12 protein-coding genes and 1 pseudogene are annotated in these 16976 nt (G+C 58.5%); 7 read left to right on the forward strand and 6 right to left on the reverse strand.

Features of this window, described 5'->3' with window-relative positions; translation table 11 throughout:
* The coding region (locus H928_RS32430) for a hypothetical protein (protein ID WP_158400564.1) at window positions 1-1482 on the reverse strand (1482 nt) is incomplete at its 3' end.
* Between the two features lie 2002 nt (window positions 1483-3484).
* Between H928_RS32430 and H928_RS30225 the strand changes: the two genes are divergently transcribed.
* On the forward strand, window positions 3485-5341 hold the full coding sequence (locus tag H928_RS30225; RefSeq protein ID WP_021027378.1) for an Ig-like domain-containing protein: 1857 nt from the start codon (window positions 3485-3487) through the stop codon (window positions 5339-5341).
* A gap of 248 nt (window positions 5342-5589) precedes the next feature.
* Here the strand turns inward: H928_RS30225 and H928_RS31660 are convergent, their stop codons facing one another.
* Window positions 5590-6036, reverse strand: coding sequence for a hypothetical protein (locus H928_RS31660; protein ID WP_148293185.1), 447 nt, complete (start codon window positions 6034-6036; stop codon window positions 5590-5592).
* A gap of 110 nt (window positions 6037-6146) precedes the next feature.
* Here H928_RS31660 and H928_RS0115780 point away from each other — a divergent pair, with 110 nt between their 5' ends.
* Window positions 6147-7298 (forward strand): hypothetical protein, encoded by a 1152-nt coding sequence (locus H928_RS0115780; RefSeq protein WP_021027380.1) that lies wholly within the window; start codon window positions 6147-6149, stop codon window positions 7296-7298.
* A gap of 74 nt (window positions 7299-7372) precedes the next feature.
* On the opposite strand, the gene H928_RS30935 is transcribed toward H928_RS0115780, so the two are convergent.
* Entirely contained in the window at window positions 7373-8179 is an 807-nt protein-coding gene (locus H928_RS30935; RefSeq protein ID WP_158400566.1) for a response regulator, read from the reverse strand.
* Window positions 8180-8716: 537 nt separating this feature from the next.
* On the opposite strand from H928_RS30935, the gene H928_RS28200 reads away from it, so the two are divergent.
* Window positions 8717-9385 (forward strand): DUF4375 domain-containing protein, encoded by a 669-nt coding sequence (locus H928_RS28200; protein ID WP_021027383.1) that lies wholly within the window; start codon window positions 8717-8719, stop codon window positions 9383-9385.
* 81 nt (window positions 9386-9466) lie between these two features.
* Here H928_RS28200 and H928_RS0115800 read toward each other — a convergent pair whose 3' ends face one another.
* The gene (locus H928_RS0115800) at window positions 9467-9988 is read right to left on the reverse strand and encodes a hypothetical protein (protein ID WP_021027384.1); all 522 of its coding nucleotides are present in this window, start codon (window positions 9986-9988) and stop codon (window positions 9467-9469) included.
* Window positions 9989-10192: 204 nt separating this feature from the next.
* Here H928_RS0115800 and H928_RS0115805 point away from each other — a divergent pair, with 204 nt between their 5' ends.
* Window positions 10193-11440, forward strand: coding sequence for an MFS transporter (locus tag H928_RS0115805; RefSeq protein ID WP_021027385.1), 1248 nt, complete (start codon window positions 10193-10195; stop codon window positions 11438-11440).
* A gap of 63 nt (window positions 11441-11503) precedes the next feature.
* On the opposite strand, the gene H928_RS30230 is transcribed toward H928_RS0115805, so the two are convergent.
* Window positions 11504-13081 (reverse strand): hypothetical protein, encoded by a 1578-nt coding sequence (locus tag H928_RS30230; RefSeq protein ID WP_148293186.1) that lies wholly within the window; start codon window positions 13079-13081, stop codon window positions 11504-11506.
* A 111-nt stretch (window positions 13082-13192) separates the two neighbouring features.
* Between H928_RS30230 and H928_RS28210 the strand changes: the two genes are divergently transcribed.
* Together H928_RS28210 and H928_RS0115820 are read left to right on the forward strand one after the other, a co-directional pair.
* Entirely contained in the window at window positions 13193-13549 is a 357-nt protein-coding gene (locus tag H928_RS28210; RefSeq protein WP_021027387.1) for a DUF2834 domain-containing protein, read from the forward strand.
* Window positions 13550-13803: 254 nt separating this feature from the next.
* The gene (locus H928_RS0115820; protein WP_021027388.1) at window positions 13804-15993 is read left to right on the forward strand and encodes a TonB-dependent siderophore receptor; all 2190 of its coding nucleotides are present in this window, start codon (window positions 13804-13806) and stop codon (window positions 15991-15993) included.
* 100 nt (window positions 15994-16093) lie between these two features.
* On the opposite strand, the gene H928_RS33475 is transcribed toward H928_RS0115820, so the two are convergent.
* Entirely contained in the window at window positions 16094-16390 is a 297-nt protein-coding gene (locus tag H928_RS33475) for a hemin uptake protein HemP (protein ID WP_232539382.1), read from the reverse strand.
* 251 nt (window positions 16391-16641) lie between these two features.
* Here H928_RS33475 and H928_RS0115830 point away from each other — a divergent pair.
* A pseudogene (locus tag H928_RS0115830) lies at window positions 16642-16976 on the forward strand (MFS transporter); the annotation flags it as partial.

The following is a 16976-nucleotide window of genomic DNA, read 5'->3' on the forward strand; positions in this document are numbered from 1 at the left end:
GTCTGGCGTTGCGCTGCCCGCCGTGATCATTGCTGTAATGGAGCCCGTAGCAGGCGCTACAAAGCTAACGTTGCAAGAGATCGCGCCGGATACAGTGAGTGGCGTCGCAGTGGGGACGGCGGGTGTACAGCTCGTCGTTGCACCTGCTGGAAGTCCAGAAATTCCACATGTTGCTGAGTCTGCTGCACTGGGTCCTGCATTCAGGCAAGTAATAGTGCCAGTAACTGCTTGCCCAGCAGTGACATTCGCAGGCAGCGAAGAACTTGCTTGCATATCGGCAGCGGGCGTGACTTCTAGATGATTCGATGTATCTGGAAGTGGGGGGTTAATAAATTCGTGCAGGCTAATATTATTCTCGTTATTCTGATAAATGCCAGCAGCAGAGGCCATCACGGGCACTGTTATTGTGCATGATGCCATCCCATTAGACAAGCTGCTGGTAACCGAAATGACATTAGCCCCTATTGGCGCTGAAACATGTGTCGAAGCTGCGAGGCAGCTAGTAGTTGGAACTCCTGAAACCGCGAGGCCTGGGGAGAGTATATCCGTAAAACTCCAACCTTCCTTAGCCAGCAGATCACTGGTATTCGTGATCGTGAAGACTATGTTGGTGGAATTACCCATCGCTACCGACGGCGGATCAAATGCCTTGTCAAGTTGAGGAGTGGCATCCAAAATTTTTGGATTATCGAATGCGAAATCATTGCCATTTCCAGATCCCTGCGCATTCCGGATAATATACCCAACTGATCTTCCGGAAAATTTAAATGCTGCGGGAGAATTCATAATTCCTGCAACTGCAGTACCAGCAACATTACCTCCTAGTGCGCTCACTGGCACTCTGGAACCATTAGCGCAGATATCCACAGCATCAGGTGAAATATTTTCCTCTACACCATCCTGATCAACAAATGAAAAGCGCAATAATGGACACCCTGACTGACAGTTAAGTGCAGCCGTATCTATTGAAGTCAATAGGAATCGTTTGCTCGCAACCAAGGGGATATTACCTTCTGTTCTGAGAATTATCAAGTCAGGACCGGGATCCCCAGTCGTAAATGCAGTCACTGCATAATTGTTGCGAGAAGTTGTATTTATGTCTTGGCCTCTCAAAATCCCTAGCGCTTGACTCAGCTGCTGGGAGAAGTTCCAACTGCCTTTGTGACCTGCACAGGCAGCTATTCCTACTGTTGAGTTAGGATTTTGATGGTATGCAGCCAAAATTCCATTGCACATTTTCGATGGACTGGTCCAAGGCGGGTCTGCCGTGTAAGCCTGGTTGACAGGATTCAAGCCTGTATAGCCAAGCAAATCAGTGACATCCGACGTTAGCGTTGGAGTCGGTAAATTTTGAAAATCCTCACTCCATACCACCAACGGATCAGCTGGCACGCCTGGAGCCGCCAAAGCGGAATGATTACAAATGCAACCAGCCAAAATCAAAAGAGGTGAAATAATAAATTTAATGTGATTTCTTATCATACAATCCTCTCATGCTTTCAGAAAATAATACGAAGCCCATTTAGCGCAGTCTGTACACCCGCTATAGCGCAAAGAAAATTTCTTGATTGAAGATGGCACTTTTAAATGAAGTAATTATATGAATTCATGGGCATTTATCCTTGGCTACCTCAAATTTGAAGTGCAACACCTGAGCCTCAGGTGATTTGCACCCCAGGTGATTTGCACCCCAGGTGCTTTGCCGCAGGTCATTTGCACAGATGACCTACCGACACATGCACCTGCAGCCAGAAGATCGTCTCTCAAGATCAAGCCATCTTTTCTGGCAAGATGAAGGTCCCGTATTGGCGTAAAAGGAATCCATTAAGTGGATCAATATTTCCACTGACGTTCTTATCAAAATAATCACGACTGGGATACAGACCTGGGTTCCTGGAACAAATCCAGCATGATTTCTTGAAAAAAGCCGCAGTGCGCGTATGCCACCATCAATGCAAACAGGCAATGGCGATCTGATTTTCCAGTCATCAGATTTCTCTTTCATCTATCCGCAGCAACTTTAAGCATGGCATACCACCTCCTTTGCTCATGTGCCCAACGGCTGCGAGCGGTGGCGCTCCAAGCCCAATGGGTTGTTTGATGTACATTCTGGCGAGAACTTTTCATGGTTTTTTATCGACCCTCTGATCAAAAATTTAAACCTATTTTCAATCAACATCAAACACTCAATAATTATTGACTATGAGTATTAGTCGATTAAAAGCTTAAATACTGACATTGAATTTTCAATATGGATTTATAAATACTTAATCAGGTGATCGACTCAAACGAATTCTGAGATGAATTGATGCTGTTGCACAAATTCTCATTGCCCTGATGCATACTTAGTCGCAGTGGGCATATACGCGCAATTTCAGCTGCATCTGGCAAGCATTAAGAGCGTTTTTAGAAATGAAGGTTTACTGATCCCAGCATTTACTGAAACCGCGAACTACCCAAAAATCGCGATAGATACTCTCAAAACATAAGTGCCATCTGGCTACAGTTAGCTGAGTTTGCAACTTCCCTGTTAGCACGCTTAGGCCATAGATAGAACCTCAGCCCTTGTTAGCCTGGTATGCGTATCAAGCGGTGACGATTTTTGTTCTCTTGCCGGTGCACGGATGGTTGAAACGCGCGCCTTTTTGCCATTCGCCAGCCTTGGGAATGCAAAGCCATCGGCCCACCTATCCGGGCTAGCTGGCGCACCTCGGACGTGCACAGGGCCGCCTATTGAGCCGTTCAGGATGCGTTTGATGCCATTGCTTCATGGTCTGCATGGGCCTTTTGCTTGGACTGCCCTTGGCCAGGTAGCCGAAATCAGCCTATCTAGGGACTGCCCCCTGGCTTTGGGCAGTCCAGGCGGGTACTGGCACCGGTCGCTGGATGACTGTGCGCGGTATATCTCGGAGCGCTTTCCAGACATACCAGCCAGGCCGATTTCTTTGTGCAGCAGGCCTAAGAACCTGTTCTATGCGCCCCGCACATCTGCGGCAGGGTTCGATGCACGCTTGGAGGCCTTTGTGGTGTGGATGCAAGGCAATCCCCAGGCATCGGCGCGCCGTTGAAGGGGCCTGCGGTGGGCAGCGTTTGCGCCCTGCGCAGCCGTGCGCAAGGCAGATAGATGGCCGCTGGGCAGCACCTTCTTCGCCATTCTTCTCAATTGTAAATTTTGTCAGCAAATGTTCTTTTTGTTCTACAATCCATCGCTTCGAATCTCCCTCGCGCTCCACAGCAGCGCCCGCTGACGGCAAGCCCATCTATGGGCCATGGATTTCCTCAAGCGCCCCCTGCTCCCTGCCAGCGGGGCGTATCCACGGATCTAAAGCCCGAACCACCGCGACTCGCCTTTTGATGTGCGAGGGAAATGACTCGTCCCGAAAAAAGACAAAGACGCTTCATACCGAAGATTTTGTTTTCTAAATTATTCACAAGGTCTATGACAAAAACTTCTGCGGCTTTGGCCCTTGCCTGCCTGGCTGGAATGAGCGCCTGGAATGCCCAGGCCAGTGAGCTGACGCTTTATATCTCTGAACCCGTCCGCAATGCGGATCTCAATGCAGCGGTGCCGGAAGGCGCTCTGCCTTGGTCCGACGCTTACAAGCAGTCGTACACCATCGAAACATTCAACGGCGAGACCCTGGGCACTAAAACGTCCGGCAACTGGGCCATCGGAACGTACGAGGTGGGCGTTGGAGGCAATACCAATGTGGCCGCTGCCAATGTGTATGGCGGCGCAGGCACCGGCACGGTAATGGGCAGTGGTGGTTCCAACTTCCTCAATGCAGGAACTTCGGGCAACCCAGCCGGCGTGACCGTGACGTTGACCAACCCTGCGCGCTATGTCGGCTTCTGGTGGTCCGCAGGCTCCAACGGCAACAACGTGGAGTTGCTCGATGAGAACGACAACGTGCTGACGGCGATGACCACCGACGATCTGATGGCGTTTTTGAACTCGCCCTCCAATCTCACGATGAAGGCCTTGGACCAGAACATCAGCTACAGCCGAGCGCAGTACAACGGCAATCCCTTTATTGAGGGGAACAACGCTGAGCCCTATGTGTATCTGAACTATGTGCTCAAGGACACTACCGCTTTCGGCTCCACCACCATCAAGAAGATACGCTTTTGGGGCGACGGCTTTGAGCTGGACAACATCGCAGTGCGCGAAGAGAAGCTGCCAGGACTGCCTGCAGAAACGGAACTGCCCCAAACCTGGGTGCCCACCAAGATCACCAATACTTTTGAGGATCCGCCAGCTACGGCCAACGATACGGGTACTACGCGGATCAACACGCCCTCGGGCTCATTGGATCTGACGGACAACGATCCCCATGTGCCGGAGGGCAGCTCGGTCACCGCGCAGACCACGTCGGCCAACGGCGGAACGATTGCGGCCAATCCTGCTCGTCCAGGTGAGTTTATCTACACGCCTGCCATTGGCTTCGTGGGCGTCGATACCTTTAGCTACGACGTTTGCTTGCCAGCGCCCAACCAGACCAAGTGCGCGACCTCGGTGGTCACGATGACGGTGACGGCACCCGATCTGGCCATCGACCTGTCCGGACTGCCGCCCACCGCGACGGTGGGCGTGCCTTACCAAGGGCAATTGCGCTGCAGCAACCTGGGCGATGCCGATGCATTGTCTGCGACGGCTTGCACCACCGGCCCGCTGCCAGAAGGGCTCAGCATCCAGGCTTGCACCGTAAGCCCCGACAGCGCGGCCTGGACCGCAGGGAACCCCATCGCGCAAGGCGCGGTCGTCACTTGTGAGGTGGCCGGCACGCCCGCCAATGTGAAGAAGACGACGACAACGACGGGCAGCACCGGCACGACGGGAGACCGCGACCTGCGCAACAACACGGCGACCCGGGACATCACCGTGGTGGGCGCTGCGGATGTTGTGATCGATCTGAGCGGATTGCCATCGACGGGAACGGTCGGCACGCCCTACCAAGGCAGCTACAGCTGCAGCAACCGGGGCAGTGCAGACCAGACGGACGCAAGCTGCGCCGTCTCCGGCCTGCCTGCCGGCATCACCCAAGGGCCTGGCGCTTGCACCATCGTCACGCCCGCTGCCCCGGCTGCCACCAGCTGGACATCGCCCTCCGCCATCCCAGAAGGAGCTGTGGTCACCTGTGTGGTCGAGGGCAAGCCAACGGAAGTGGGATCGTCTGCCGTCAGCGCTTCGGGTGTTGACAGCAAGCTGAGCCACGAGATCACGATTCGCGCGATCCCCGTGCCCACTGCGGTTCCGTCGCTGTCCACCTGGGCGCTGCTGGTACTTGCCGCAGGCCTGGCCATGCTCGGCATGGGGCGTACACGCAAGCACAGTGCCTGATCGCTGATCGGCCTTCAGACCGGTGCCAGTCAGTGCCATGCTGACTGGCATTTTTTTTGGCCGTGTCGGTGGTGCTTGTCCAGACTTTCGTATGCGGAGTCACGCGGCAAAGAGGGGCTTTGCTGAATGCGTGTACGGTTTGCCCGTTAGGCCCGGAAGCCTGGAGGCCTGGCCGTCTGCAGCCTTCGGCTGGCACACAGCCTGTACACGGTGCTGTAGCAGGTGAGGGCATCGGCAGTACCCGATGCCTATCCAATAGGCCACTGCACTGGCACGACCTCGGGCGCGGAAGCCGCGAACACACTGACGCAGCCGTTGCCCGTTACCACCAGCCATTCGCGCTGGTGGAGATGGCGCTGTTGCAGTGCGACTTCTTCATCCAACCAGCCGCCCTGCTGCACTTCCAGCACCTGGTAGCCGCGCACCAAGCCATTCGAGCTCCAGTACCTCTGCAAGTCCAGCTCATCGAGATAGCGGAACGCGGAGACATCGGCGAAGGAGATATCCAAACCGTCGACCATGTCTTGCGGGCCAAGCCCGAGCGCCAGGCGCAGGCTTAGCCCCTGGGATGAAAAGCGCAGACTCTCCACGTCAGAGTTGGGATGTATCTCACGGGGTTTGCCGTAGGGAAGCGTCGTTAATCGCATAGGAGGTGGTTCGGTGAGGATCTCAAATGACGCTGCCAAGGCGTCCATGCATTGCACCAAGAAAATACGGTCATGGCTCGGCGTAAGCTCTTATTGATACCCGCGTATCTTTTAGATACATTTGCTGCCAAGGCACCACCGCCAAGAAAGCACAAGCTATGAAGATGTTTTACGCCCAAAAAACTGGCTCCTTGGGCCGCATGCATGGGGCGCTGCTGGCAGCAGGTCTACTCTCCGTTGCAGCCGTATCGGCCGAGGCACAGACGGTGGATTTTTCTGCACCAGGGGTGCACAGCTATACCGTCCCCGCCGGCGTGCATGCGCTCGATGTGGTCTTGGCGGGGGGCGGGGGTGGCAGTGGCACCGGCATTGAGATGGTCATGGGGATGGCTGGGTTTGACGGCAGCTTCCCAGGAGGCAGCGGCGGCAATGGCGCGCAGCTCAGCACCCGGGTGGCGGTATCTCCCGGCGATGTGCTGAGCATTACCGTGGCGCAAGGCGGCGGCGCGGGGGTTGACCGCCAGACGATGCTGGATCCGGCAGAAGGCGGCCTGGGCGGCCAGGGCGCAGGCAGCGGTGGGCGCAGTGCTGATGGCGCCATCGGCCAAAGCCCCGCCATCGATCCCATTTACACCGCAGGCGGTGGTGGCGGTGCGTCTGCACTGGAAATACCGGGCCGCTTGTACCTGCGGGCCGGCGGCGGCGGGGGTGGCAGCAGCGCGGCCTATGGCCAGTCGCTGCGCGATGTGGGTGTATCGGGCCTGGCCGCGCCTCTGGCACTCAACAACACCGCAGACTGCAGCACGCCGGCAGATGGGGGCCAGGGCCTGGCCTCGGCAGATGGAATGTCAGGCGGGGGCTCCACCATCGCCACCGGCGCTGGCGGCGGCGGTGGCTATATGAACGGTGCCGGGGCCGGGGGCGCCTCTGGCGCAGGAACCATGTCGGACAACGGCAACTGGTGGTGGGTGCATGCCACCAAACCCAGCAGCGCCACCGGCGGCGGCAGCTGCTATTACGCAGCCGCTGCGGCCTACACAATCAGCAACACGCAACTGGCAGTCGGCGCGCTTGGCGCGGTGGTGGATCCGGCGTCCTTGCCAAGCTTTCCGCCCGGAGAGAATCTGCAGGGCCTGCCGGGTGCCAATGGCTGGGCGCGTATCACCCCCATTGTCACCACCACCCCGAATGTACCCATTTCCAGCGCCACACCGGTTCCCGGCTTGGGGTGGCATGCACTCGCTCTGCTCGCCATCGGCATTGCAGCCCTCGCCTGCGTGCGGCACCCCCAGCACAAGCTGCTTGGATGATCATGGTCCCGGGGTCGGCCATGGCGCGCCCACCCCGCCATGCTGGCGGTAGCGGGGCTGCACGCCTGCCCACGCTAATCCAGCGCTTTATCTGCAGAAGGCTGGCTTGGCACCGGTGCCGCCTGCTCCTGGAATGCCATGCGGTATTGCTTGGGTGACTTTTTCCAGAACTTCTTGAACTCGGTGGAAAAGTTGCCGGAGTTCGCATAGCCGACTTCGGTCGCAATGTCGGCAACGCCCAGTGGGCCGGTCTCCAGCATCATTGCGGCCCTGGACATCCGCTCTTTGCGGATATATTCAAAGACGGTCATGCCCACGGTGGCCTCAAAGACCATATTCAGGCGGTGGGTGGACAGGCCCAGGCTGGCAGCCACATCACGGCCTTTTAGCGTCGAATCACTGAGGTGATGGATTATGAATTCGGTCGCCACCTGCTTGATGCTCATATTGGCCGGCAGGATTCCAGAAGGGGTTTCCCATGCACTCACCGCATCCCCGGTGAGCTGCTCCCATCCGGTTCTTTTACGCGCCAGCGCGATATGGATGCGAACCCTCTCCAGCACTTCATCTACATAATACGGCTTCAATATATAGTCAACAGCCCCGGCACGAAGACCAAGCAGCCGGTCTTCTTTATCAGACAGCGCAGAGATAAACAGGATGGGTATATTACGGGTCGATGCATTCTCTTGAAGCAATCTTGCCGCCTTGATATTGCTGCGATCGGGCAAGCGCACATCCATCAATACCAGATCAGGAGGCTGTAAAAGAATGCGGGTGTAGACCTGGCTCTCATTGTCAATGACGCTGACGGTGTAAGAGCGGCTGCGCAGCGCGGTGACCAGAAGACGAAGTTGCTGTAGATCGCGATCAACGATCATTACATGTGGGACTTTAATCTCACTATTATTCATATATTGCGCGCAGAACCATTTCCATATCGGACGCCAGGTTTCCGCGGACTTTTCTGCGCTTGCAACCGCACGGGGATCCTGAAGGCAGCCTGGCGTAGCCAGCCCAACCAGCAGCGCAGACCGGTGCCCATGTCGGCAACGGCGAGCGGCAAGCCAGATGGCGGGGATGCAGAAATTTACGGCAAATATAGTACGAGAGACGCTATCAACATTCTATTTTAGAAATTACAATCAGCGACTTGCAATAATGAAATATATAAATGGAAAATGATATTCATTTCTGCATTAAGCAAAGATGTTTCGATTAAAACAAATACCAAAATTTGATTTAGCTGTTACGCAACAACGATTTGAAACCACCAGGTTTACCTGCTGTTTACAAATGGGCCTTTTATGGGTTGGAGGGCGCTCAAGACAAGGCGCGGGCAGCACCCTCGCCGAAACGGGATCTCCCTTAAACTCATCCGCTGTAGAGGGCAGGTTTGCGCCCCGGAAAGGCCATGCATGAAGCACGACGGGCATGCCGTCGCCGGATCTCCGATCACCGACGTCATCTTTGAAGAAAAGCGCGTTTTGCTGGTGCTGGACGATGGCCGCCAGCTGGCCGCTCCGCTGTCCTGGGTGGGGCCCAAGGTGGTGGCGATGAACGCGCAAGAGCGGTCGCAATGGGTGGCCACCGCGGACAGGCGCGGCGTCAACTGGCCCAGCGCCGGTCAGACCTCGGCTGACGGCGCACTCAATGTCTGGACACTGGAACAGGATGCGCTGTTTGAAGCGGCGTTGGCCGAGCTAAAGGCCTTGGACTGGAAGGCGGACCAGCTCAATCACCGCAGCCGGGCGCTGGTGGCCTTGTGGCGCCTGGTGGCCGATGGCTACAACGGCGGCCTGCTGCAGTTTCTGGGCAACTGGGGCATGGCCGAGATGGATGCAGCGCTGGCTGCGCTTGCCCAGATCAAGGCCAGCGCCACGCTCGCGGTAGTTACCTCATTCTGGCGTCTGGTGGGCCCCATTGCCCAGTCGGACGAGGTCAACAACATCGATGATGTGTACCGCGCAGTGGCCGGTGACTTGTCTGAGCAGATTGAAGAACTGGACGAGCAGTTCTGGGAAGCGGCCGAGGAGCTGGTCCAGCGGGTGCCGGAATATTTTGGGCCGGCGCCTTCGGCCGCCTGATGCGCGACACGTAACCCACAGACAGCCCTGGGACGAGGGCTGCGGTGCGCCGGTGGGCCGGGCCGCCGGGCCGCCGGGGCGCTACTTGTCGTTGTTGGCGCTCAGGTTGTCCAGCAGGTCATCGAGCGATTTGAATTCGATGGTCTCCACACCGTCGTTCTCGTCAATGGAGATGTCTTCCAGCAGCAGCTCCTCGCACAGCTGGGCCCGCACCCAGCACTGCGGAAACTGCTTGGGTGCGACAAATGACAGCAACACCGCATCTGCAAAAACGGCGACCGAATGCAGGCGCAGGTCATCGCGCAGATCGGTGGGCTCTTGCACCTCATCGTCTTCAACGGCTTCTTCTACCTCCAGCGCAATGTCGTGGACCAGCGCCGTCCACTGATTGGCCGGCATCGCCAAAAAGCGCTGGGTATTGGCGATGAGGGCATCGACATCCATGTCCGGGTTGTCGGCCAGCTCCGGGTCGACATTGACATGGATATCGGCCCCAGCGGCCTGAAACCGCACACTGCCCACCACAAAGCCGTCGTCGGCTTGCACGTCGTTCAAAAGCTGGCTCGCTGCTATCGCGTCACGAAGATGGGCAATCTGGGTCATGGGGCCGTCCTTGCATTGGAGTGAATGGCCATCATAAGCGGCAGCTGGCCACGCATCTACCTTGCCCGCGAATGACTGTCATTCGCTCAACTGGCAAAAATTCGACATTTCTTGTCCTGCTTGCGCGATTGCGCCAGCGCATCTTCCCGTACGCTTGCCGCTTGCCCGATTTCTTTGCCTGCCCAGGTTTGCCCGCCCGACGCCATGACCGCTGATACCGCCACCCTCAACCCCTCGCCTGCACTGGCTGCAGCACCTGCCGCAGCTGCAGACACCCAGCAGCACGGCTTTTTATTGCCCATTGTGGGCGGCGCCGCACTTGCCCACCTGCTCAACGACATGATCCAGGCGATGCTGCCGTCGATCTTTCCGATGCTCAAGGCGAGCTTCTCGCTCAGCTTTGGGCAGATTGGCGTCATTGCGCTGGTCTACCAGGTCACCGCATCGCTGTTGCAGCCATGGATTGGCATGTACACCGACAAGCACCCCAAGCCCTACCTGCTGCCCTCGGGCATGGGCATGACCTTGATCGGCATTGGCCTGTTGGCCACCGCGCAGAGCTATGAGATGCTGCTGGTGGCCGCCGCCGTGGTGGGCGTGGGCTCGGCCACCTTCCACCCCGAGGCCTCGCGCATTGCGCGCCTGGCATCGGGCGGCCGCTTTGGCACGGCGCAGTCCACCTTCCAGGTGGGCGGCAATACCGGCTCTGCGATTGGCCCGCTGCTGACGGCGGCCATCGTCATCCCCCATGGCCAGCCAGCGGTGGCCTGGTTCATGGTGGTCGCGCTGGTCGCCATCTTTGTGCTGTACCGCCTGACCATCTGGGTGCGCCACAACGGCAGCGCCAAGGCCAAGAGCCTGGCCAAGAACCATGCGGGTGAAGGCCTGAACCGCGCGGGCGTCATCCGCGCCGTCATGGTGATCTGCATTTTGATGTTCGCCAAGTTTGTCTACATCGCATCGTTCACCAACTACTTCACCTTCTACCTGATCGAACGCTTTAACCTGAGCGTGCAAAGCAGCCAGCTGTTTCTCTTCATGTTCCTGGCCGCCGTGGCAGCGGGCACCTTTGCTGGCGGCCCGGTCGGTGACCGCATCGGCCGCAAGGCCGTCATCTGGATCTCGTTTTTGGGCGTTGCGCCGTTTGCGCTGGCTCTGCCCTATGTGGGCCTGGTGTGGACTGCCGTGCTCGCCATCGTCATCGGCCTGGTGATGTCATCCGCCTTTGCCGCGCTGGTGGTCTACGCGCAAGAGGCCGTGCCCGGCCGCGTGGGCCTGGTCTCGGGTTTGATGTTTGGATTGATGTTTGGCATTGGCGGCGTCGGTGCCGCTGGCCTGGGAGAGCTGGCCGATGCGCATGGCATCGTCTGGGTCTATGGCCTGACCTCGTTCCTGCCGCTGCTGGGGCTGGCGACGGCGTTCTTACCGGATACGCGGAAGAAGCGCACTTAAGGTCTTGACCTGCGCCTGGCATCGGCTGCGAGGGGCTGGTTGCCCAGCCCCTCTTCGCAGGCATCACTCCAAGGGAACGTCGCCCAGTCCCATCAGGTTGCCGTGGCGGTCGCGGACCTGCAGCGCATAAGACCCTCGGTTGCCTGCTTGCTGAAACAATGACGCGCGGTAGACCTTGCCGTCGCGGTTCCACACGCAAACGCCTTGAGGGAGAAACTGTGGGTTAGACCGCCAGCAGCGCACTGCCCCATCTGCACTGAGGGTGTACTTTCCTTCTACACGCGACAAGGTGATTGCTTCAATCACCCGCTGGTTGCCGCTTTCTGCGTCGAATCGCAGCCACCATTGACCCAACAGACTTCGCGCATCCAGTACACCTGGCTCCATGGCCATGCGCAACATTGGCCTGCGCACCTCGTCTGGAAACGCTATACCGCCCTCAATCCGAGATGACGACTGTGCAGTCGATTCCAGAACCACAAAATCCAGCGTGAGATCGCCAACGGCCTGCGCCAATTCGGCACTGGCCGATGGCCCACCCAATGGGCGGCCACCCCGGTATCGGTTCAGGCCAAAGCTTGTTTCTCTCCCCTGGAATTCACCGCTTCCCATATGGAAAGTGGCGTCGCCGTTGGGCAGGTAGTTGAACACCTGGGCAAGCGCCATCCCGTTTTGAACATCAATAGCAATACCGCGCCCAGGCTTAAACGTCACTTCGTCCCGAACCAGCCAGGTGCCGCTGCTGGGGGTCTGCTTTGCGCTGCAGCCGGAGATATCTCCAACATATATATCCTGCCAGCTCGGGCAGGCTGCAATACCCGTGCGATCATCCCCCCCGACTGCAGCCCCGTTGAGCGAATAGGTCTGCTTTACGCCCTGACTGATCACCTCCGCCACACCCACCAAATCCACATTGGCAATGCGCAATCTCATTGATTGAACAAAGGGATGCGGGTCATATGGGGCCTGCGTCTCAGGACTTGTGCAGTGGTATTCATCCTTGCCGGTCACCTGCGTGCAATCGAGCGTTTGCCCGGGATAGTCTCTGAGCTCCGAAACCCAGACTTTCCACTGCTTATCCTGCGTCAGCTTGCCCACACTGATGCCTGCAAACCAATGTGGATTCTGGCTGGCATCCAGCATCGTGCTCTGAAAATAACGTGTCTTACCCTTTTCCCAATAGCGGGATAGGTAGTCCTCGCTTCGCATCTCAAAGCGCTGAATCGCCCGTGCGGGCTCCCCTGGAAACTGCACCGTACCCTGCAGTCCATTGGCAAAACTGACCGTCACATTGCCTGGCGATCCCAGTTCTTGCGCATCCCTCGCGTCACTGCCAAAGCTGCGCCCCCCTTGGTATTGCATCAGCGGCACGGTGATGGAATCACCATCCAGTTGCCCGGTGGCCGTGTAGAAAGTGGCGTCGCCATTCTTCTCATAGCCGAATACCTGCATAAAGAAGGTATTGCCTTGCACATCAATCGCCAGGCCCCGGCCTGGTTTGCCATCCAACTCTTCGCTGATAACCCAGGTGCCTGCCTGGGGGGTAAAACTGCGCGCGGCCCAAGTGGAGGTACACGAAACAGCCAACAAGGAAGCCACAATGGCAGGGCGCCACGCTGAAATGCGATTTATCTTTTTCACTTGATCTCCTGAGTTTTGAACCAGTATAGATGCAAGTAAATTGGCAATCTAAAACTAGAATTACCAAGACCTTTTACTCCATCCAAAGATTCAATCTCCCCATTAAAAATCGTGCAAATCCTCTACTTGTTTCTCTGTATCGCAGGCACCGTATTGCCGCTGTCGCAATTTATTCCATGGCTTGCCGCACATGGCCTGGATATGCCACTGCTCTTGCAACAGGCCACGTCCAGCCCGCTGTCTGCTTTTGCGTGGTCGGATGTTCTGGTCTCGGGCATTACGGTTGCCGTGTGGATCGTCGCCGAAGGCAGAAGGCTGGCAATGCCCCGGCTGTGGCTGCCCCTATGCTGCCTGGTGGTGGGGCCCTCGTTGGCATTGCCGCTGTTCCTTCTTTTGCGCCAGCGGCATCTGGCTGCAGCAGGCCACACGGACTGGCTTGAACACCGCCAAGATCAAAAGTCAGTTTGAGGACCTGTTCAAGTCTGCAGCCACCTGCGTTGCTGACTCGCGCTCAATCCGAACGCACCACAGCTTGGCAGAGTGATCAATGGCGACCAGGGCCGCATCCCGGCCGCCCTGGCGCGTCAGGTTCCTGCAGGCGCATGCCCCACCCCATCCCACACAGGGTAATCCCCGAAATACAACAAAAAGTTGCATATGTAGCGCTTGATGAATACGATTGAGAATGATTCTTGTTTATTTTTAACCATAGCGTCACTCTTATGTCACATTCAAAAACGCGCAGACACCAACCCAACCTGATCGTTCTGGCTTGGATGGCCGCAGCCGCCAGCGCCGGGGTATCGGCCCAGCAGGTTCAGCCTACCGAGTCAGCCCAAAACGCAGGCGCGACGGCCGAGGCCAGCGCCAGCGCACCCGTCAACCTGCCCCAGGTAACAGTGCGCGACCGCTATGAGCGCGAAGACCTGCCCGCGCTCGCGCCCGGGCGCAAGGCGGCCAAGGGGGCACGGCTGGGCATTCTGGGGGCGACCTCGATCATGGAGGCACCCGTGCACGTCAATGCCTATACGCGCGAGCTGGCCGAGGACTGGTCGGCGCTGTCGCTGCAGGATGTGCTGGAAAACGATGCCGCGGTGGTCTTCACCACCAACAAGGGCCATTTGCTGCAGAACTTTAACCTGCGCGGGCTCGATGTGACGGCGATGGACATAGCGACCAATGGGCTCTACGGCATTGCGCCAGCCAACTCGGTGCCGATCGAGATGTTTGAGCGGGTCGAGGTGATGCGCGGCCCCAATGTGCTGCTCTCGGGCATGCCGCCGCTCGCCAGCGTGGCCGGCTCGGTCAATATGGTGACCAAGCGCGCGCTGGCCCAGCCCATTGCCGATCTGACCGCCACCTATGTGTCCGACTCGTACTACCAGCTGCATGCCGATGTGGGCAAGCGCTTTGGGCCCGAGCAGCGCCTGGGCCTGCGCTTCAATGGCGTCTATGGCTCGGGCGATATGGGTGCCGAGGACGAAAAGCAAAAGCGCAATGTGGGCGCGCTGGGCCTCGATTACCTGGGCGACAACTTCCGCCTCTACCTGGATCTGTACAACAGCGTCAACAAGATCGAGGGCGGCAGCCCGGCGATGTTCAGCTTCCTGGGCAGCGCGGCCATCCCCGGTGTGGGTTATCTCCTCTCGCCGCCCGATGGCGATGTGAACCTGTTCAGGGGCTCGCATGGCAAGTACGACAACAGCGGTCTGCTGGCCCGGGCCGAGTTTGACTTCAGCCAAAACTGGCAGGGCTATGTGGCAGCGGGCGGGTCGGAGGCCGAAGGCCAGGGCCTGCTGTTTGGCACGCGCGCCATTGTGACCGGCGCAGACGGCACCACGCGCGGCGCGATCTACAACGTGCACACCAAGTCGGAGCGCCGCACGGCCGAGGCGGGCGTCATCGGCAAGTTCGACACCGGCAGCGTGCAGCACCGCCTGCAGCTGTCCTTCAACATCCTCAAGCACAAGGAAGGCACGGTCAACACGGCCTGCAACTACTGCTACACGACGAATATGTACCGGCCGACCGAGCCGACCTTCCCGGCTGCTCCCACCTTCAAGGACTACACGACGGAGAACGAATTCCGCTCGGTGGCGATTGCCGACACCATGGGCTTTTGGGATGAAAAGCTGCTGCTGACCCTGGGCCTGCGCCACCAGACGGTGAAGACGCCGCTGGTCAATGGCGTGGCCTCCAACTACAGCGAAAGCCGCACATCGCCGATGGTTGCTGGCGTGCTGCGCCCCTGGGGTGAGAACATCGCGCTGTTTGCCAACTACACCGAAGGCCTGGAGCCTGGCCGCACCGTGGGTGTGGGCTACGCCAATACCGGCGACACCCTCGCGCCGATGCAAACCAAGCAAAGTGAAGTGGGCGTCAAGCTGCAAGCGGGCGAGACCACCCACACGATCAGCGCCTTCCAGATCAAGAAGCCCTCGATCATCACCAATAGCGGCAACTTCCAGGTGCTCGATGGCGAGCAGCGCCTGCGCGGGCTGGAGTGGAGCGCGTTTGGCAAGCTGAGCGAGAGCGTGGCGCTGCTGGGCGGTGTCGAGTACATCAAGTCCAAGCAGACCAACACCGGGCTGGAAAACTATGGCGTGCCCAAGCTGCGCACCCGCATTGGCATCGATTGGGACACCCCCGTGCAAGGCCTGTCGGTGGGCGGGCGCCTGTTCCACACCGGCTCGCAATGGGCAGACTCGGGCAACCGCCTGAAGGTGCCTTCGTGGAACCGCATCGACGCAATGGCCCGCTACGCCACCAAGTTCGGATCGACGCCTGTGCGCTTCAACGCCAGTGTGGAGAATCTGACCAACAAGAACTACTGGATCGGCATGTTCAACGATGGCTTTGTGATGCCCGGCGCGCCGCGCACCTACCGCTTGTCGGCCACCGTGTCGTTCTGATCATCACCAAGGCTCTGGCCATGGCTAGAGCCCACAAACACCACAGCCCGCTGGCACGGACATGCCAGCGGGCTGTGTTTTATCAGCGGTATGGAGCGCTTTATTTCGTCAGGATCAGCTTGCCCAGCTTGGTGGCCTGCAAGGTGTAGACCGAGCCGTTATGCGCTATCTGCACGGTCTTGTGGCCGGCCAGCAGGCTGGCACTGTCCACGCTGCGCACCTGCAGGTTGGCATCGTTCAGCGGCCGGGGCTGCAACGCGATGGTGAGTGGCTCGCCAGCATGGGACTCGGCCTCGCAGGCAGCGGGCGTATCGGCGGCGTCCTGCGGCTGTGGCACAGCTGGGCGGCGGAGTTGCAAGGTACGGCGGGCGCTGGTAGCGGCATGCAAAGTGGTCATGGTGGCGCTCATGGCGGGTTGGAAGGTGGTCAGGCAGATGCAGTCAACTGCACGCGAAGGATGAAAGAAACGCAGCGGAACAGTTCAGCACCGCTGCCCATTGGCCCCTACAACGCCGGGGCGTTGGCAGCGCCGCAAACGGCGCGCATGGCGGGATGACGTTCATCCCAAGAGGGGCAAATCACAGGGACCGAGTCTATCATTTAATGAGATTGATTATCATTTAAAAACCATGTTATCGAAGGAGTCTGATGACCGTCCCGTCCACCTCGGCAAGCACCGCCAACCCCTCTGAAGCGCCAGCCTCTGCGGCGCCCACACCCCGTTTCAGCATGCGGCCGCTGATGTTCGAGAACTTTGTCTGCACCTTGTCGATGATGTCCTTCGTCGCGCTGATCGGCCCCATCGCCCGACTGCTGGGTCTGGCGCCCTGGCAGGCCGGCATGGCTGTGACCGTGGGGGGCCTGGCCTGGGTGCTGCTGGCCAGGCGCTGGGGGGCGGCCAGTGACCGCTGGGGCCGGCGCCCCATCCTGCTGCGGGGCTTAAGCGGCTTTGTGGTCTGCTATGCATTGCTGTGCAGCTTTAT

The organism is Comamonas sp. B-9, assembly GCF_000410635.1.
GTDB lineage: Bacteria > Pseudomonadota > Gammaproteobacteria > Burkholderiales > Burkholderiaceae_C > Comamonas.